This window comes from Escherichia coli (assembly GCF_036503815.1).
GTDB classification, from domain to species: Bacteria; Pseudomonadota; Gammaproteobacteria; order Enterobacterales; family Enterobacteriaceae; genus Escherichia; species Escherichia coli_F.
In genome coordinates this window covers 210,409-228,526 of the sequence record NZ_AP027764.1, presented here as the reverse complement: position 1 = coordinate 228,526, position 18,118 = coordinate 210,409, and the positions used below count along the sequence as shown (strand labels likewise).

General features: G+C 53.3%; 15 protein-coding genes. 4 read left to right on the top strand and 11 right to left on the bottom strand.

Translation table 11 applies throughout. The features are described 5' to 3' along the window. Positions 1-29: 29 nt before the first annotated feature. The 6 genes from bcsC to bcsR are packed head-to-tail and all read right to left on the bottom strand — an operon-like array spanning position 30 to position 10,515. Positions 30-3,503 (bottom strand): cellulose synthase complex outer membrane protein BcsC, encoded by a 3,474-nt coding sequence (gene bcsC / locus AABJ99_RS01030; RefSeq protein ID WP_039021888.1) that lies wholly within the window; start codon positions 3,501-3,503, stop codon positions 30-32. Further along, on the bottom strand, positions 3,485-4,591 hold the full coding sequence (gene bcsZ / locus AABJ99_RS01025; protein ID WP_001353587.1) for a cellulose synthase complex periplasmic endoglucanase BcsZ: 1,107 nt from the start codon (positions 4,589-4,591) through the stop codon (positions 3,485-3,487). Before bcsZ ends, bcsC begins: the two co-directional genes overlap by 19 nt. 6 nt (positions 4,592-4,597) lie before the next feature. Further along, a complete protein-coding gene (gene bcsB / locus AABJ99_RS01020) occupies positions 4,598-6,937 on the bottom strand; it encodes a cellulose biosynthesis cyclic di-GMP-binding regulatory protein BcsB (protein WP_039021889.1) in 2,340 nt (779 codons plus the stop codon). A 10-nt stretch (positions 6,938-6,947) separates the two neighbouring features. Next, positions 6,948-9,566 (bottom strand): UDP-forming cellulose synthase catalytic subunit, encoded by a 2,619-nt coding sequence (gene bcsA, locus AABJ99_RS01015; RefSeq protein WP_039021890.1) that lies wholly within the window; start codon positions 9,564-9,566, stop codon positions 6,948-6,950. Next, positions 9,563-10,315, bottom strand: a complete 753-nt coding sequence (gene bcsQ, locus AABJ99_RS01010; RefSeq protein ID WP_000279529.1) for a cellulose biosynthesis protein BcsQ — start codon at positions 10,313-10,315, stop codon at positions 9,563-9,565. The genes bcsA and bcsQ overlap by 4 nt, the downstream gene beginning before the upstream one ends. An 11-nt stretch (positions 10,316-10,326) precedes the next feature. Continuing rightward, complete coding sequence (bcsR, locus tag AABJ99_RS01005; protein WP_001063314.1) at positions 10,327-10,515, bottom strand: cellulose biosynthesis protein BcsR; 189 nt, start codon at positions 10,513-10,515, stop codon at positions 10,327-10,329. 271 nt (positions 10,516-10,786) lie between these two features. On the opposite strand from bcsR, the gene bcsE reads away from it, so the two are divergent. The 3 genes from bcsE to bcsG are packed head-to-tail and all read left to right on the top strand — an operon-like array spanning position 10,787 to position 14,222. Further along, positions 10,787-12,358 carry a cellulose biosynthesis c-di-GMP-binding protein BcsE gene (gene bcsE, locus AABJ99_RS01000; RefSeq protein WP_001204923.1) on the top strand — a complete coding sequence of 524 codons (1,572 nt, stop codon included), beginning with the start codon at positions 10,787-10,789 and terminating at the stop codon, positions 12,356-12,358. After that, on the top strand, positions 12,355-12,546 hold the full coding sequence (bcsF, locus tag AABJ99_RS00995; RefSeq protein ID WP_000988308.1) for a cellulose biosynthesis protein BcsF: 192 nt from the start codon (positions 12,355-12,357) through the stop codon (positions 12,544-12,546). Before bcsE ends, bcsF begins: the two co-directional genes overlap by 4 nt. Next, positions 12,543-14,222 carry a cellulose biosynthesis protein BcsG gene (gene bcsG, locus AABJ99_RS00990; RefSeq protein WP_000191596.1) on the top strand — a complete coding sequence of 560 codons (1,680 nt, stop codon included), beginning with the start codon at positions 12,543-12,545 and terminating at the stop codon, positions 14,220-14,222. The genes bcsF and bcsG overlap by 4 nt, the downstream gene beginning before the upstream one ends. A gap of 86 nt (positions 14,223-14,308) precedes the next feature. Here the strand turns inward: bcsG and AABJ99_RS00985 are convergent, their stop codons facing one another. From AABJ99_RS00985 to AABJ99_RS00965, 5 genes are all read right to left on the bottom strand, one after another. Then, positions 14,309-14,416, bottom strand: a complete 108-nt coding sequence (locus AABJ99_RS00985) for a type I toxin-antitoxin system toxin Ldr family protein (protein WP_000170736.1) — start codon at positions 14,414-14,416, stop codon at positions 14,309-14,311. Positions 14,417-14,791: 375 nt separating this feature from the next. Continuing rightward, on the bottom strand, positions 14,792-14,899 hold the full coding sequence (locus AABJ99_RS00980; RefSeq protein WP_000170738.1) for a type I toxin-antitoxin system toxin Ldr family protein: 108 nt from the start codon (positions 14,897-14,899) through the stop codon (positions 14,792-14,794). A gap of 375 nt (positions 14,900-15,274) precedes the next feature. After that, positions 15,275-15,382, bottom strand: coding sequence for a type I toxin-antitoxin system toxin Ldr family protein (locus AABJ99_RS00975; protein WP_000170738.1), 108 nt, complete (start codon positions 15,380-15,382; stop codon positions 15,275-15,277). 376 nt (positions 15,383-15,758) lie between these two features. Beyond that, a complete protein-coding gene (locus tag AABJ99_RS00970) occupies positions 15,759-15,866 on the bottom strand; it encodes a type I toxin-antitoxin system toxin Ldr family protein (RefSeq protein ID WP_000170738.1) in 108 nt (35 codons plus the stop codon). Between the two features lie 375 nt (positions 15,867-16,241). Further along, positions 16,242-16,349, bottom strand: coding sequence for a type I toxin-antitoxin system toxin Ldr family protein (locus AABJ99_RS00965; RefSeq protein WP_001295224.1), 108 nt, complete (start codon positions 16,347-16,349; stop codon positions 16,242-16,244). Between the two features lie 475 nt (positions 16,350-16,824). On the opposite strand from AABJ99_RS00965, the gene yhjV reads away from it, so the two are divergent. Further along, positions 16,825-18,096 carry an aromatic amino acid transport family protein gene (gene yhjV / locus AABJ99_RS00960; RefSeq protein WP_039020910.1) on the top strand — a complete coding sequence of 424 codons (1,272 nt, stop codon included), beginning with the start codon at positions 16,825-16,827 and terminating at the stop codon, positions 18,094-18,096. Positions 18,097-18,118 lie beyond the last annotated feature (22 nt).

The following is an 18,118-nucleotide window of genomic DNA, read 5'->3' as shown; positions in this document are numbered from 1 at the left end:
CGGCATTAAGAGAGGCGCTATCTGAAAACTTACCAGTCGGCGTAAGGTATCAGCGGCTGCGGCGGTAAATCCATGTCACCCTGCCATCCGGCGGCGGAATAACGTACGTAGAGCAGGAAATGGCTGGGCGCGTAATCCTTCGCTTGCTGGATATCAATTGCCGTACCGACAAACCAGTTGGATGTGACGCGACGCTCAAGTAATGCCCGCGCCGTATAGCCAAAGCCCTGACTGCTGCCGCCATCGTTGGATTGCCGCGCAGCTTCTTCCTGCCAGTCAGTCGGGATCAGATTCATCAGCGGATACCGCGGCATGGTTTTGGTGCGCGAATGCGACCACGAACCAGACGCCCCCAGCTCCCACGACCAGTTTTCTGTCCGTTCACGCCACATCACCGGAATAGCAAACGACAGGTATTCCTGCGGGCTGTAGTAACCGCCCTGACCGAGTGAGTACCCACTCAGGTCTTTGTCGTAATGCCAGATCATGTTGTTCAGGCCAATGGTCACACGGCGATTATTCTGGTTGATGACCTTATAGTAATAGCCCGTCATCCAGCGCACGCGCCAGTTATCTTCGACATTTTTACCGGTTAACTGGTCACCGCTAAGCGATGCCCAGACGCCGTTTGCTTCACCTTTATCGTAGCTCAGGCTTAGCCCCACGCCGTCGGCACGCACGCCACCCCATTTTTTCCCGGTATTGCTCGGGGAGTCTTTTTGCCCGCCAAAGGCCAGCAAAGAACTGGAAATGGGCCGACGATGGGCGTTAACGGTGTAACCCAGCGGCCCGATATCATCACTGTAACTGATGCCGCCGACCACATCCACCACGTTGAAGCCCATCGGCGTGGTGCCGATATCCCAGCTCCAGACGTCATTTCGCCAGCCGACCGCCACGCTGGCACCGGAATCCGACTGGCTGCGGTTGCCGCTACAGTCCTGTAATGTACAAGTGCCCCAGTTGTCATCCCATTTGCCATCGGCATTAGTGGAGAAACTGCCGACGTTCATATTGACGAAATCACTGCGAAAGAACATCCGCCCGTCAGAATAGGGCGCATCCACCTGCAACATGGTAGTGTGCGCTTTCAGATCGGAGTAACCACCGGTGCCGCTCGACCCCCAGTAATCGTGCTCGAGGGTGACGTTAAGATCCTGCTGGCGATAGAGGTCCGCTGCATCGCTGCGCACGCCGCGTTTCAGCCAGTCATCTTTCTCGTCGTTACGGGTCAGCCGGGTAAAGGTGTCGTTATCCTGCGGACGCGTCGTGGTCACACCGGATGCGACCATCGCGTCTTTGTAGGTTTCCAGCGCCTGCGTTGGATCGCCCGCCTGCGCTTCAAACTTCGCACCGTCGCGCAGTACCATCGCGCTTTCCATCGACGGTGGCTGAGATTTTGCCTGCGGGATCAGCTTGTTAAATGTCTGCTGCGCCGCTGCGGTATCGCCAAGCTGCGCCTGCGCCAGCGCCACGCGCCGCTGTGTGTTCAGGGAGGCGTTATCGGTGGCAGGCAGTTTCGCCAGTTGGCTACGTGCCGCCGCTTTGTCACCGGCAGCGATATCCACTTCCGTCAGGCCAAGAATGGCATCAGCGTTAGTTGGCTCCCGCGTCAGGACATTCTGATATGCAGCACGGGCAGCAGCGTAATCACGTCGTTGTTGCGCCCAGTCAGCCAGCGTCAGATCAATACGCGAGGAAGGCGGTTGCTGGCGCAGCATCGCTTCTGCTTCTGCCTCTTTACCGTTTTCTCGCAGGCGATTAGCGGTTTCCAGCACCTGGTCGCTTTGCAGCCGATTAACCAGCTCCTGAATATTGCTGTTCCACTGCGCGCGCGGCAGGCTGTTGATATGCGCCAGTGCCGCTCTGTCCTGGTCGTGACCTGAGAGGTACAGCCCGTAAGCGTAAACCTGCTCCGGGTCGTTCGGCTTCTGCTGCGCGAGATTGCGCATTAACGTATCGGCCTGGCTGCGTTGTCCGGCCTGCCAGAGATCCTGCGAAAGTCGGTAAGTAATCCATACACTGCCGGGGTCCAGTGCCAGTCGTTGCCGCTGAAGTGCTGCTGCCTGCGCCCATTTGCCCTGGTTTTCCAGTGCCTCTGCCTGCTGTGCCAGACGATCGTTTTGCAGGCTACGTTCGATATCATCAATGCTGCGCCGCTGGCTGGCAGAGAGCGAGGCGATAAACGCTTCTGCTTTTTCTGGCGATTGCTGGCGGTAAATATTCGCCAGCCCGCGCACGGCGTTGGTATTGCCGCTGTCCATGCGCAGCGTCTGCTGGTAATAGCGTTCGGCGGCGGAATAATCTTTTCGCGCCATCGCCACATCGCCCAGCCCCAACACCGCATAGCTGTCGGTGTTATCGACACTGCGCGCCTGCTGGAACAGGCGTTCTGCCCGGTCAGGATTATTGGCTTTCAGCGCGGCATCACCCTGCTGGATCGCCAGCCAGTAGCGGTTTACTTTCAGCAGACTGTTCCATTTGTCGTTGTTGCTGCTGTGCGGGTCCAGTGCGAGGGCTTTTTCCAGATTCGCCACTGCATTGGCGCGATCGCCTTTCTGAGAATACGCCTGGCCCAGCGCCCCCAGAGCCTCACTGTCTTTCGGGTTCGCCCGCACTGCCTGTTGTAGTTCGGGAATGGCTTTACCCGCCATGCCAGAGTCCACTGCCGCTAAACCTTGCACACGAGCGCGGAAAGCAGGGTCGGCCAGCTGTTTTTGCTGTTCTGCCAGTTGCGATTGCGCAGCAGCTACGCTATCGCCATCACTAAAGATCGAGAGATATTTTTTCAGCGCCTGCACACTGGCATCGCTGACGGGCATGTCTTTAATCTGCCCGTACCAGATTTTAGAGGCCCCTTCGCGTCCGGCGTTCGATTTCGCCATCTGTTCCAGGACGGCAAAACCTTCATCACGGCGATCGCTACTAAACAGCAATAGCGCCAGATTGTTTTGCAGGCCTGTATTGCCTGGGGTATCCGCATTGATGCGTTTTAGCTGATTAATCGCTTCGCCACGGCGAGCCGGAATTTTCGCCACCGTACTCCAGTACTCGACGGCAATGTCACCTTCCGGCGGCGCACCGTTGAACAGTTTGTTGTAACTCGCCACAGCTTTTTCTGCATGACCAGTCGTCGCCTGCAATCTTGCCTGTTGCAGTGCCTGACGACCATCCGGCGTGGAAAGCAACATTGTGGTCCGCGACGATTTATACGCATTTGAACTCGGCGCTAACTGCGACAGCCGATCGAGCTGTTTTTGCGCGCCATCAATATCGCCCTGACGTAACAGAGAACGGAAACGGGCGGCAACGACGTCCGGGTTATTCGGATCAATAAGTTCCAGCCGATACAACGACTGTTGCACCAGATCTTCACGATGGGTCGCTTCGCCTAACCGAACTTGCTCCAGCAACTGTTGCTGAGCGGTTGGTGCTGCCTCGACCATCGGCATGACGGCCAGACCGAGGGAAAGCGTGAATATGTTTAGTGTGAATTTGCGCATTCCTGGCCCCAGTCAGGTAATAACTCACCTTTTGTCGAGAAGCGGAAACGGTGTTGATCCCAGCCTTGTCCAAACAGGGTCAGCACATAGTTGTAATAGGCATCGCTGCCGGGAAAGTTATCGGCCACGCGCTGGCGCTGAACGGCCTGTGCATCGCGGTTTTGTAAAAAGGGCAGCATGGCGGCAGAAAAACCGACCGGTCCTTTACCCTGCGCTTTCCCCGTAGCCACATCGACTTTTTCCGGCGGATAGCCGTTTTTCTCGGTGAATGTCGCCATCGGTTTAAACCGGTTGAGCATCCGCGCTTTTTGCGGATCGCTGTCAGGCATCATGCCTACCCACATGTAAACACGGATAGCGTCGTAGCTGCTGATCAATGTTTTTTCGGCTTTTAGCTGCCAGCCTTTGTCTTTCTCATAGCGCACCCAGTCTGGCGAAAAGCCTTTCGGGGCGGTTTCCAGCAATAAACGTTGATTGGTTTCGCGCAGCGTAGTCCACGGCGCGCCAAAGCGGGTGAAATACTGCGCCAGCGTCGGCGGCAGGTAGCTGGGGTTAAAACGCCAGCTGTTATCCTCTGCAAATCCCACTTTGCCCGGCAACAACATGGAACCCAGCCCAGGCACCGTCACCACTTCCTCCCGCGCAATACGTTTTAACAACGCGCTGCCGATGTCGGTATAACGCTGCTCTTTCCACAAACGCCCCGCCTCCAGCAACGACCAGGCCATCCAGACATCACCATCAGAGGCCGAATTGCTGTCCAGCACTTCCCACTTACTGTTCTCTTTCTTGCCCCACAGCCAGGCGGGCAAATGTTCTTTTAAAGAACCCTGAGCGAGATTGTTCTGCGTCCAGTCGAGAATATTATCGAAAGCTGCACGGTCGTTAGCCGCCAGGGCAAAGAACATGCCGTAACTTTGCCCTTCGGAGGTGGTGATTTTGCGCGCGTCGCTGGGGTCGATGACGCGCCCTTCCTGACTGATGTAATCCTTTTTGAACTGCTCCCAGGCAGGCCAGTTGCAGGCAGCCTGAACACTAAAGGCAGCCAGCAGCAGCATCGTCACGAGTCCACTACGCAACACATTCATCTTCAATTACTCGTTATCCGGGTTAAGACGACGACGGCTGATAATACGCAGCAAACGCCACAGTACCCAGGCCAGCAGCACGACGCTGATTGCCGCCAGCACCGCCAGCAGAATCGGGTGGTTTGCCAGCGCATACCATAAGCGTTCGAACCACGGCAGATGGCCAACGTAATAGACGTCGCCAACACGCAGGCTATTGATACCGGACTCGCGGATCACCGCGACCGAGCCGAACATGGTGGCGCGTTTGCCGCTATCGTTCACCGCATCGTTAAGCATTTCATAACCGCGTGGGCTATCTGCCAGCAGCGCAATCACGCTACGCTGGTCGTTATACGGCGACTGGAAGCCAATCACCGCTGCCATCGCACCGGAAGAGGTCAGCGTTGATTGAGTTTCTGCCGCGCGATCGCTCTCGTCCGGCACAATGCCGGGGAACGGGGTCTGGCGCATCGGCGTTTTCACCCAGCTTTCGGTCGCCTGCACCAACAGGTCGATCTGCTTGTCGTCTTTCAGTTTGTCCGGGATACCACCGATGATCATGATGTCGGCATCTTTGCCCTGAATGGTGCTGCCATCATCGGTCACCGTCAAGTTAATCGCCGGGAAGCCCGTCTGCGCACCGATAAAGCCAACGGTATTCAGCAAGGTTTCCATCTGTGCTTCGTTAGGCGCTTTCGGCATCACGGTGATGGTTTGTGACAGATCCGCCATCCGGCTGAACGGGAAGCCCGCGTTAGCAAAGGCGCGTAGATCCGGCATCGGGATGAAGTGGTAATACTTCGAGAAGTCGATGGTGGAGTCGTCACCAATCACCACATGATTCTGCACCGGCTGGAAGGTAATACAGTTATCCACCGAACCGCCCGGCATCGGGTTCATATACTCAAAGTCGAACCGCAACTGGTTGGTCGCGCCCAGTTTCAGCGCCGGAATAGAGACATCCGTTTTGCCATCCAGCAAGCCTTGTAATACCGGAATACGCAGCAGCAGGCGGTTCGCCTCCTGTTTACTGCTCAGGTTGAAGGATTGCAGGAACTGGTTATTCAGGCTGATATCCATCCGCGAACTGTCTTTCACCGGCGGCATGGTGTAGCGATAGTTGATATCCATATCAATGCCGGTACTGCGCATCAGGTAGAGATCCGGCGGCAGGTTTAGCGAAACGTTAATCGCTGCTGGCTCAAGACCGCTGGATTGTAACTGTTCTTCATAGGTTTTCAGTTCACCAAAGGTGACCGGACGATCGGTACGCACCCAGTTCGGCGCATCGTACGGCTTACGCGGTAGCAGCGGTTTCACTTCATTCACTACCACGCTTTCACCACGGAACAGAATGTTACCCTGAGCGATACCTTTCGCTGCCTGCAACAGGTCTTTGTCGTCACGACCAAAGACCACCAGCAGTTTGACGTAAGGATTCTGTGGATGGTTGATCATCTCAATCACCGGGGCTTTTACCGCCGGATGATCGCGCAGGAAGTCCGGGCGTTTGTCATTAGTGGCAAAAACGATGGCATTGCGATCCGGCAGTTGGTTATAGAGCACCGGGAAGTTCTGCCCACGCCAGCCAGAACGCGAACCAAACCACGAGGCGACAATGGCAGATGCTTGTTGCAGCCCAACATCCGGCACACCCGCAAAGACCATCGGCAAGGTGTTGGTGCGGTTATCACGCGGGTCAAAGAATGGTACCGGGAAGTGTGACAGATCATTCTTCACATTCAGGGTCTGATAGGTCAGATCCAGTCCACTGCTCCGCCCAACATCCAGCCAAAGCGTGGTGCTGGCCGGGTTTTCGCACACGTCCTGATAATGACCGACAAACTCCAGCCGCACACGGTTGAAGTCGGTAATAAACAGTGGGTTAATTGGCATTTGTGCCAGCGTTTTTTTACCCAACTGTTCTTTGGTCACTGGCAGCACGCCCATCAGTTCATCATTGAGATAAACCTTTAACTGCGACTGGACAGGCAGTAACGATGGCGATGGCGTGTATTCGAGGTTGAGCATCGCCTTCGTCACCACTTCATCGCTGCGCATACCAAACTCAATGCTGCCGTTCGGGTTAATGCCACGTAGCACCATGCTGCCCGGCGGTGGCGCAATTTGCGCAAAGGTCAGCTTCACATCACGCGAAGGACCGTTCTGCGCCACGATGGGGGCATCAGCGCCCTGCACGCCCGGCATCACTTGCCCCACCTGCGGATTTTGTTCCGTCTGGGCGGCTACAGCTGGCTCAGCATTGATCAGTGGTTGCGTTGCTGGCGTCGCCTGCGTCATGAAAGAGGGGAACGCACTCATCCCCATAGCCACTGCACAAATCCAGAATAGTTTTCTTTTCATCGCGTTATCATCATTGTTGAGCCAAAGCCTGATCCGATGGTTGTGCCGTTTCGCTCCGCTCCGGGCGGCGCGGAATAAACGATACAACCCAGGAAACCAGAGAAGTCAGCACACGGAATATGCCCGTCACCGAAGAAGGCGCAAACTCCGCCAGATGGCGGTAGCCACGGAAGCCGAGCTTCAGAATATCCAGCAGACTTTCCAGCGGCTTATCTTCCGGATAGCTGTCCTGCCAGAGCGCCCATGTATCCGCACGGGCAAACGTACACTGTACAAAATCGATATGTTGCTGGGTGGTGAGCGGCATTAATTTCAGCCCAACTTCATTACCCATCACGCGCGCCACCTGGGTCGGGAAGACGTATTCCTGCTGACCACGTTTAAGCAACAGATTCACTTTCTGCCCTTCCAGAATCTGCGCCTGACCGTTGATCTTGATCCCCAAACCACCGTCGGAGAAATCCTGAACGGTACACGAGAAGAGGTGACCATCTTCGCGGGCAATTGCCGCGGGCATCGTCATCTCCACGCGGTGCGATCGGCGAACCTGTTTGCTTTCTACCGATACCGCTACCGCACCACCGAGAATAATCAGGTTGTAGAACACCCACACCATACTGACGATGACAGTGAGCATCTCGGTTGGCGGGCCGTAGAAGTAACGCCAGATACCGACCGCAATACCGACCAGGTTGAGCAATACCAGGAAAATGTAGGGCCGTGAGATCACCCAGTCGACGTACTCTTCTTCCACCAGTCCACCTTTGGCGGTGACGTTAAATTTGCCTTTGTGCGGGTTAATCAGCGCCACCAGCGTCGGTGGTGCGATATACCACGCCAGCACCGTTTCGTAGATTTCACTCCAGAAAGAGTGGCGATATTTGCCCTGGATCTTCGAGTTGGTCAGGCTGGCATGAATCATATGCGGCAGCACGAACAGGGCAATCATCAACGCTGGCGCATAGATGATGTAGGCATGCAGCAGCAGGAACGCCAGCGGCGCAGTCAGGAAGATCAGTCTTGGAATGCCCGACAAGAAATGGAACATGGCGTTGACGTAGCACAGCCGCTGAGCATACTTCAGCCCTTTACCGGTGAGCGGGTTATCGAGACGGAAGATTTGCACCATCCCGCGCGCCCAGCGAATACGCTGACCGATATGCGCCGACAGACTTTCGGTCGCCAGCCCCGCCGCCTGCGGAATACGCATATATGCAGAGGTGTAGCCACGACGGTGCAAACGCAGAGAAGTATGCGCATCTTCGGTTACCGTTTCGACGGCAATACCGCCAATCTCATCCAGCGGCTTACGGCGAATCACCGCACAGGAACCGCAGAAGAAAGTGGCATCCCACATATCATTGCCGTCCTGCACCAGACCATAAAACAACGTGCCTTCGTTTGGCGTTTTACGAAAACGCCCGAGGTTGCGTTCAAACGGATCCGGTGAGAAGAAGTGGTGCGGCGTCTGCATCATCGCCAACTGTTTTTCTTTCAGGAACCAGCCCATGGTCATTTGCAGGAATGAGCGCGTCGGCACGTGGTCGCAGTCGAAAATCGACACGAACTCGCCTTTGGCATATTTCAGCGCATTGTTGATGTTGCCTGCTTTCGCATGTTCATGAGTGGTACGGGCGATATATTTCACCCCCACGTTTTGTGCAAACTGGCGAAACTCTTCCCTGCCGCCGTCATCGAGGATCCAGATGTTCAGCTTGTCTTTCGGCCAGTCGATACCCAGCGAGGCGTAAATCGTATTTTTCACCACGTTGAGATCTTCGTTGTAAGTCGGGACAAAGATATCCACCGACGGCCACAGCGACATATCTTTCGGCAATGGCACCGGCTGACGATTCAGCGGCCATACCACCTGGAAGTAGCCGAGCACCAGCACAATCCACGCGTACGTTTCGGCGAACAGCAGAATAAGCCCGCACACCAGGCTGACCGGATCGTCCCAGTTCAGCGTAGAGGTGTAGCGCCACCAGATATAACGGCAAGAAACGGTCAGCGACAGCACAATCAACATTAGCGCCGAGAAGCGCCCCGGCATCCGCCGTACGATCAGCGCTACCCCCCACAGCAGCATCAGGAAAATAAACTGCGCCAGCGGGTTAAACGGCTGGGTAACGCAGATTAACGCCAGAATCAGCGAGAAGGTGACGATGATACCGAGGATCAACCGCCGCGCCCCGGCGCTCAAATGGCCGAGTTCTTTTTTCTCATCGAGATGCTGTGTTTTATGGCTAACGCGCTCAGGCAGCTCGTTCATCCATTGATGGTAACGTCCACGAATATTCTGCAGACCTGAAAATGTCCGCCTACGCGTTTTCGGCGTTTCTTTGCGCGATGTACCGATCAGTAACCAGCATGTTTGAATGAGATAACGGACCGGGTCCAGCGGACGCGGACGCGAGGCGTTGATATGCGGATACAGGTTTTTATGTTCTGCGCGAATACGCTGCCAGCGCGGGTGCTCCAGCGGAATAAAAATCCAGGCCAGGATCAACCAAAAACAGCCGAGCGTCGCGCTGAAAGCCGACGCGCCGTGACGACGATAATCGCGATAACGCCCGATAAGCCGCGCGTTGACCGGCGGGATAAGCAACCACCGGGTCAGGATACTCATGATGCACTCCCGACTGGCGTTTTCAGCCCGGAATAGTTCAACAGGCACCAGTTAGCCAGCGTCAGTATCTCTTCAGCCGCCAGCGCATCACTGCGGTATTCACCGACTGGTTGCTTAGCCGCCAGGCATTGAGCCATCGCTTCATCACGATGAATGAGCATTGGCAGTAATCGGCGCTGGCTTTGCAACCAAAGCTGGTAAATATCGTCCTGAACCTGACTGCCGATACGGAAGTCATTAATCAAAATATGCGCGCCATCCGGCAGCGCCTGCTGATGCAGTCGGATATGGCAGTTGGCATCGACGTTGACGATTGCCAGCGAGTGATCGCACAAACTCAGCAACTGGTGGGTTATCTGTGAGGCATCACGCGGTAAGTCGATTAAAATCCACTGGTAACGCCCGCTGGCTTTTAGTTGCTGTAAGCCGGAGCAAATATCGCTCAGCCGGGTTTGCCAGTGCTGTGGATTTTCTTGTTCTTCAATGGATAACTGACCAAAAGGCAGCAAATCGAGTTGCGAGGTATAGCGCAACCCGGCGTCACGCCAGTCCTGACCGTCCAGCATGGCTCTGGCCCAGCCCTGACGGTGGGTAAAATCAACGTTAAATGACAGGCGCAACAAATTGTCCGGGCAGGCATCGACCACCAGGACATTTTCTCCCAACATTTGTAATGACCAGGCTAATGCGGCGGTGATGGTTGTTGTCCCCACGCCTCCCCGCACCCCCTGCAATCCCAGTACGGCCATTCACCAATCCCCTACTTTTGTTGCGCAAACTCTGCCAGCAACGGCCAGCGTTTTAATGCCGCGGCCAACTGTTCGCGTTGGGAAATATCGGCATAATCAATATCAGGCAGTGAAAATGCCTGCTTTAACGCCAAAATATCATTCTGGAAGATATAGCCTATCGCGGGATCAGGCAGAGTATCTGGTTCATTGTTATTCATTTGCTTGATCCCTATGAAATAACCGTACCGTTCATGAGACAATTCTAACCGTGAGCATTTCGCCGGTTTATTGTTTACGGCGAGACGGGAATTTGCTCACTTTTTGACTTTCCGTTACGCAACAAAAAAAGTTAAAAACGAAAAGACTAAAATCACACGTCTTGTGACCTGCTAAATTGATTCACATGCTAAATCTGATAAGTTTTAATTTCAATGGTAGGTTTATTTCTTAGCTTTCGCTAGTAAACTGATAATCAGACAAAATGATGACATGAGGGACATTGTGGACCCTGTATTCTCTATCGGTATCTCATCATTATGGGATGAGCTGCGACATATGCCAGCAGGCGGCGTCTGGTGGTTTAACGTCGATCGCCATGAAGATGCTATCAGTCTGGCGAATCAAACAATTGCATCCCAGGCTGAAACCGCACACGTCGCGGTCATTAGCATGGACAGCGATCCGGCGAAAATCTTTCAATTAGATGATTCTCAAGGGCCGGAAAAAATAAAATTATTTTCAATGCTAAATCATGAAAAAGGTCTATACTATTTGGCCCGTGATTTGCAGTGTTCTATTGATCCCAATAATTACCTTTTTATTCTTGTTTGCGCAAATAACGCATGGCAAAACATTCCTGCCGAGCGGCTTCGCTCATGGTTGGATAAAATGAATAAATGGAGCAGGTTAAACCATTGTTCGCTTTTGGTAATTAATCCCGGAAATAATAACGATAAACAATTTTCATTGTTGCTTGAGGAATACCGTTCACTTTTTGGTCTTGCCAGTTTGCGTTTTCAGGGCGACCAACATTTGCTGGATATTGCCTTCTGGTGCAACGAAAAAGGGGTCAGCGCCCGTCAGCAGCTTAGCGTTCAGCAACAAAATGGTATCTGGACATTAGTTCAAAGCGAAGAGGCGGAGATCCAACCACGCAGCGACGAAAAACGCATTCTGAGTAATGTTGCTGTACTGGAAGGTGCGCCGCCGCTATCGGAACACTGGCAACTGTTCAACAATAACGAAGTTCTGTTCAATGAAGCCCGTACCGCTCAGGCGGCGACGGTGGTCTTTTCTTTACAGCAAAATGCGCAAATCGAGCCACTGGCCCGCAGCATTCATACTCTGCGTCGCCAGCGCGGTAGTGCGATGAAAATCCTCGTACGGGAAAATACCGCAAGCCTGCGCGCCACCGATGAACGTTTGTTATTGGCCTGCGGTGCAAATATGGTTATCCCGTGGAATGCGCCACTCTCCCGCTGTCTGACGATGATCGAAAGCGTGCAAGGGCAGAAGTTTAGTCGCTATGTGCCGGAAGATATCACTACCTTGCTGTCAATGACCCAGCCGCTCAAACTACGTGGTTTCCAGAAGTGGGATGTGTTCTGTAATGCCGTTAACAATATGATGAATAACCCTCTCTTGCCTGCACATGGTAAAGGCGTTCTGGTTGCCCTACGTCCGGTACCGGGTATCCGCGTTGAGCAAGCCCTGACGCTGTGTCGCCCTAACCGTACCGGCGATATCATGACCATTGGCGGTAATCGGCTGGTGCTGTTTCTCTCATTCTGTCGGATTAACGATCTGGATACCGCGTTGAATCATATTTTCCCATTGCCGACTGGCGACATTTTCTCAAACCGTATGGTCTGGTTTGAAGATGATCAAATCAGTGCCGAGCTGGTGCAGATGCGCCTGCTTGCCCCAGAACAATGGGGCATGCCGCTGCCTTTAACGCAAAGTTCTAAACCGGTCATCAATGCCGAGCACGATGGTCGCCACTGGCGAAGAATACCAGAACCAATGCGACTGTTAGATGATGCTGTGGAGCGCTCATCATGATGACCATCAGCGATATCATTGAAATTATTGTCGTTTGCGCACTGATATTTTTCCCGCTGGGCTATCTGGCGCGGCACTCTTTGCGACGCATTCGCGACACCTTACGTTTGTTCTTTGCTAAACCTCGTTATGTTAAACCGGCCGGGACGTTACGCCGCACGGAAAAAGCCAGGGCAACCAAAAAATGACTCAATTTACGCAAAATACCGCCATGCCTTCTTCCCTCTGGCAATACTGGCGCGGCCTTTCCGGCTGGAACTTCTATTTTCTGGTTAAGTTCGGCCTGTTGTGGGCGGGATATCTTAACTTCCATCCGCTCCTCAATCTGGTGTTTGCCGCGTTTCTGCTGATGCCCATTCCGCGCTACAGCCTGCATCGCTTACGCCACTGGATTGCCCTGCCGATCGGCTTTGCTTTGTTCTGGCATGACACCTGGTTGCCTGGCCCGGAAAGCATAATGAGCCAGGGTTCGCAGGTGGCGGGGTTCAGTACCGATTATTTAATCGACCTTGTCACACGCTTTATTAACTGGCAGATGATTGGGGCCATTTTTGTTTTATTAGTGGCCTGGTTATTCCTGTCACAATGGATTCGCATTACCGTTTTTGTGGTTGCCATTCTGCTATGGCTGAACGTACTTACCCTGGCGGGACCAAGTTTCTCCTTGTGGCCTGCCGGTCAACCGACGACCACTGTAACAACGACGGGTGGTAACGCAGCGGCAACCGTTGCGGCGACGGGTGGCGCACCGGTAGTGGGTGATATGCCCGCACAAACTGCACCGCCAACAACGGCGAACCTTAACGCCTGGCTGAATAATTTCTATAACGCGGAGGCGAAACGTAAATCGACCTTCCCGTCTTCGCTGCCCGCTGATGCTCAGCCATTTGAACTACTGGTGATTAATATCTGTTCGCTTTCCTGGTCGGATATTGAAGCCGCCGGGTTGATGTCGCATCCGCTGTGGTCGCATTTCGATATTGAGTTCAAGAACTTTAACTCCGCCACCTCCTACAGTGGCCCGGCGGCGATCCGTTTACTGCGCGCCAGCTGCGGGCAGACTTCGCACACTAATCTGTATCAACCGGCAAATAACGACTGCTATCTGTTTGATAACCTGTCGAAACTGGGCTTTACCCAGCACCTGATGATGGGACATAACGGCCAGTTCGGCGGTTTTTTGAAAGAAGTTCGCGAAAATGGCGGCATGCAGACCGAATTGATGGATCAAACAAATCTGCCGGTTATTTTGCTGGGCTTTGATGGTTCGCCGGTTTATGACGATACCGCCGTGCTTAACCGCTGGCTGGACGTTACCGAAAAAGATAAAAACAGCCGTAGTGCCACGTTCTATAACACGCTTCCACTGCATGACGGCAACCATTATCCGGGCGTCAGCAAAACAGCGGATTACAAAGCGCGAGCGCAGAAATTCTTTGATGAGCTGGACGCCTTCTTTACTGAACTGGAGAAATCGGGTCGTAAAGTGATGGTGGTAGTGGTGCCGGAACACGGTGGCGCGCTGAAGGGCGACAGAATGCAGGTATCTGGCCTACGTGATATCCCTAGCCCGTCTATCACAGACGTCCCCGTTGGGGTGAAATTCTTCGGCATGAAGGCACCACATCAGGGGGCACCGATTGTCATCGACCAACCGAGCAGCTTCCTGGCTATCTCCGATCTGGTGGTTCGCGTTCTTGATGGTAAGATTTTCACCGAAGACAATGTTGACTGGAAAAAACTCACCAGTGGGTTGCCACAAACAGCACCGGTCTCCGAGAACTCAAATGCAGTAGTTATTCAATACCAGGATAAACCGTACGTTCGCCTGAACGGCGGCGACTGGGTGCCTTACCCGCAATAAGAACGAAAAAGGCCGCAGAGTTTCACCCCTGCGGCCTGATCCGGGCGCAAATTGCCATTACGGCAGCCTGACGCCCGCATGACACGTTACTTCCGCTTATTCAGCGAGTTCACGATCAGACTGGCAAGAATGCCAGCAATGACCGGAGCCGCTAAATCATGCCAGAAGGCCATGCCCAGTTCTGCGAGCGTCATATAGCCGCCTCTGTTGTAATGACAACGTTTCGCGGCTATTCTTGAGTTGTTTGGGTTCAAGATTAGCCCCCGTGATGTTGTCAGGTGCATACCTGCAACGTGCGGGGGTTTTCTCTCTCCAGCAACCAATGCCACCAGGGATTAAGCCCCCGCAACATTGCGCCTCACCGGAACCCTTCCGGCTTGCCGCTGATTCTACGACTGTTTTTCTGTTCCGGAATCCATCACTTCTTCACTCTGTGCTGCGCATTCCGCAGAATATTATCCGCTTGCAACCGTTGCATTTTTCTTACGAAAAAGGCCGCAGAGTTTTATCCCTGCGGCCTGGTCCGGGCGCAAATTGCCATTACGGCAGCCTGACGCTCGTCCGACACGTTACTTCCGCTTGTTCAGCCAGTTCACGATCAGACTGGCAAGAATGCCAGCAATGACCGGAGCCGCTAAATCGTGCCAGAAGGCCATGCCCAGCTCTGCGAGCGTCATATAGCCGCCAGTGTTGTAATGACAACGTTTCGCGGCTACTCTTGAGTTGTGTAGGTTCAAGAATGGCCCCCGTGATGTTGTCAGGTGCATACCTGCAATATGCGGGGGTTTTCTCTCTCCAGCAACCAATGCCACCAGGGATAAAGCCCCCGCAACATTGCGCCTCACCGGAACCCTTCCGGCTTGCCGCTGATTCTACGACTGTTTTTCTGTTCCGGAATCCGTCACTTCTTCACTCTGTGCTGCGCATTCCGCAGAATATTATCCGCTTGCAACCGTTGCATTTTTCTTACGAAAAAGGCCGCAGAGTTTTATCCCTGCGGCCTGATCCGGGCGCAAATTGCCATTACGGCAGCCTGACGCCCGTCTGACACGTTACTTCCGCTTGTTCAGCCAGTTCACGATCAGACTGGCAAGAATGCCAGCAATGACCGGAGCCGCTAAATCATGCCAGAAGGCCATGCCCAGCTCTGCGAGCGTCATATAGCCGCCTCTGTTGTAATGACAACGTTTCACGGCTATTCTTGAATGGTCTAGATGCAAGAATGGCCCCCGTGGTGTTGCCAGGTGCATACCTGCAACGTGCGGGGGTTTTCTCTCTCCAGCAACCAATGCCACCAGGGATAAAGCCCCCCGCAACATTGCGCCTCACCGGAACCCTTCCGGCTTGCCGCTGATTCTACGACTGTTTTTCTGTTCCGGAATCCATCACTTCTTCACTCTGTGCTGCGCATTCCGCAGAATATTATCCGCTTGCAACCGTTGCATTTTTCTTACGAAAAAGGCCGCAGAGTTTTATCCCTGCGGCCTGGTCCGGGCGCAAATTGCCATTACGGCAGCCTGACGCCCGTCTGACACGTTACTTCCGCTTATTCAGCCAGTTCACGATCAGACTGGCAAGAATGCCAGCAATGACCGGAGCCGCTAAATCATGCCAGAAGGCCATGCCCAGTTCTGCGAGCGTCATATAGCCGCCTGTGTTGTAATGACAACGTTTCGCGGCTATTCTTGTATTGTTTGGATGCAAGAATGGCCCCCGTGGTGTTGTCAGGTGCATACCTGCAACGTGCGGGGGTTTTCTCTCTCCAGCAACCAATGCCACCAGGGATAAAGCCCCCGCAACATTGCGCCTCACCGGAACCCTTCCGGCTTGCCGCTGATTCTACGACTGTTTTTCTGTTCCGGAATCCATCACTTCTTCACTCTGTGCTGCGCATTCCGCAGAATATTATCCGCTTGCAACCGTTGCATTTTTCTTACGAAAAAGGCCGGAGAGTTTTATCCCTGCGGCCTGGTCCGGGCGCAAATTGCCATTACGGTAGCCTGACGCCCGTCTGACACGTTACTTCCGCTTATTCAGCCAGTTCACGATCATGCTGGCAAGAATGCCAGCAATGACCGGAGCCGCTAAATCATGCCAGAAGGCCATGCCCAGTTCTGCGAGCGTCATATAGCCGCCTGTGTTGTAATGACAACGTTTCGCGGCTATTCTTGAGTGGTCTAGGTTCAAGATTAGCCCCCGTGATGTTGTCAGGTGAATATCTGCAACGGGCGGGGGTTTTCTCTCTCCAGCAACCAATGCCACCAGGGATTAAGCCCCCGCAACATTGCGCCTCACCGGAACCTTTCCGGCTTGCCGCTGCTTTTACGATTGCTTTTTACCGTCAGCACCCGGCAATCTTCCTCATTGCGTGATGCCTTCCAGCTTAATTTCTTTATTTGCAATAGTTGCAGTTCATATCCGGGCTGACTCCAGACTGGTAGTGAAATGCGCAATTTTGTAGAATTGCGCCTCCTCGCGACCTCCCCAGTGAATCTGTTGCCTCATTTTTTACATACTGCGTATTCGACTTCTCCACCTGTTGCGCAAGAGAAACTGGGTTTATTCATTTTTGCGAGGCCGACTTCTTTCTGGACAGGACTTTATGCAGCACAACACACTACCGAAACACGATCAGAAAATGCCGTTTACACGCTACGACTTCGGCTGGGTTTTATTATGCATAGGCATGGCGATTGGTGCCGGAACCGTGCTGATGCCAGTACAAATTGGCTTGAAGGGAATTTGGGTATTTATTACCGCAGCGATCATTGCTTATCCTGCCACCTGGGTAGTGCAGGACATTTATTTAAAAACCCTTTCTGAAAGCGATTCCTGTAATGACTACACCGATATTATCAGTCATTACCTGGGGAAGAACTGGGGAATTTTCCTCGGGGTTATCTACTTTTTGATGATTATCCACGGGATTTTTATCTACTCTCTCTCCGTGGTTTTCGACAGCGCCTCGTACCTGAAAACCTTCGGTTTAACCAATGCCGATCTTTCACAATCTCTACTTTATAAAGTCGCCATTTTCGCCGTACTGGTGGCAATTGCGTCTGGTGGTGAACGATTACTGTTTAAGATTTCCGGGCCAATGGTGGTGGTCAAAGTAGGGATTATTGTCGTCTTCGGTTTTGCGATGATCCCGCACTGGAATTTCGCCAATATAACCGCCTTCCCGCAAGCCACCGTCTTCTTCCGCGACGTCCTGCTTACTATTCCTTTTTGCTTCTTTTCTGCGGTATTTATTCAGGTGCTAAACCCGATGAATATTGCCTACCGCAAACGGGAAGCGGATAAAGTACTGGCAACCCGGCTCGCGCTGCGTACCCACCGAATTAGTTATGTCACGCTCATCGCGGTGATCCTGTTTTTTGCCTTTTCGTTTACCTTCTCAATTAGCCACGAAGAAGCCGTTTCTGCCTTTGAACAAAATATCTCGGCACTGGCACTGGCCGCGCAGGTGATCCCTGGGCATATCATTCATATCACCTCTACGGTGCTGAATATCTTTGCCGTACTGACCGCATTCTTTGGCATTTATCTCGGTTTCCACGAGGCCATTAAAGGCATTATTCTCAATCTGTTAAGCAGAATTATTGATACCAAGAAAATTAACTCACGCATGCTGACTCTGGCGATCTGCGCTTTTATCGTCATTACGTTGACGATTTGGGTTTCGTTTCGTGTATCGGTGCTGGTGTTCTTTCAGTTGGGAAGCCCGTTATATGGCATTGTGTCGTGCCTCATTCCATTTTTCCTGATCTATAAAGTCTCACAACTGGAAAAACTTCGCGGGTTTAAAGCCTGGATGATTCTGCTGTACGGCATTTTGTTATGCTTGTCGCCACTGTTGAAGCTGATTGAGTAAACCGGAGCGCATGGCCCCGGTT

Coding starts and splice junctions, on each gene's coding strand:
- bcsE (WP_001204923.1), top strand. CDS start 10,787: ATGAGGGACATTGTGGACCCTGTATTCTCTATCGGTATCTCATCATTA.
- bcsG (WP_000191596.1), top strand. CDS start 12,543: ATGACTCAATTTACGCAAAATACCGCCATGCCTTCTTCCCTCTGGCAA.
- AABJ99_RS00970 (WP_000170738.1), bottom strand. CDS start 15,866: ATGACGCTCGCAGAACTGGGCATGGCCTTCTGGCATGATTTAGCGGCT.
- bcsA (WP_039021890.1), bottom strand. CDS start 9,566: ATGAGTATCCTGACCCGGTGGTTGCTTATCCCGCCGGTCAACGCGCGG.
- bcsR (WP_001063314.1), bottom strand. CDS start 10,515: ATGAATAACAATGAACCAGATACTCTGCCTGATCCCGCGATAGGCTAT.
- AABJ99_RS00980 (WP_000170738.1), bottom strand. CDS start 14,899: ATGACGCTCGCAGAGCTGGGCATGGCCTTCTGGCACGATTTAGCGGCT.
- AABJ99_RS00965 (WP_001295224.1), bottom strand. CDS start 16,349: ATGACGCTCGCAGAACTGGGCATGGCCTTCTGGCATGATTTAGCGGCT.
- bcsZ (WP_001353587.1), bottom strand. CDS start 4,591: ATGAATGTGTTGCGTAGTGGACTCGTGACGATGCTGCTGCTGGCTGCC.
- yhjV (WP_039020910.1), top strand. CDS start 16,825: ATGCAGCACAACACACTACCGAAACACGATCAGAAAATGCCGTTTACA.
- bcsF (WP_000988308.1), top strand. CDS start 12,355: ATGATGACCATCAGCGATATCATTGAAATTATTGTCGTTTGCGCACTG.
- AABJ99_RS00985 (WP_000170736.1), bottom strand. CDS start 14,416: ATGACGCTCGCAGAACTGGGCATGGCCTTCTGGCATGATTTAGCGGCT.
- bcsQ (WP_000279529.1), bottom strand. CDS start 10,315: ATGGCCGTACTGGGATTGCAGGGGGTGCGGGGAGGCGTGGGGACAACA.
- bcsC (WP_039021888.1), bottom strand. CDS start 3,503: ATGCGCAAATTCACACTAAACATATTCACGCTTTCCCTCGGTCTGGCC.
- bcsB (WP_039021889.1), bottom strand. CDS start 6,937: ATGAAAAGAAAACTATTCTGGATTTGTGCAGTGGCTATGGGGATGAGT.
- AABJ99_RS00975 (WP_000170738.1), bottom strand. CDS start 15,382: ATGACGCTCGCAGAGCTGGGCATGGCCTTCTGGCATGATTTAGCGGCT.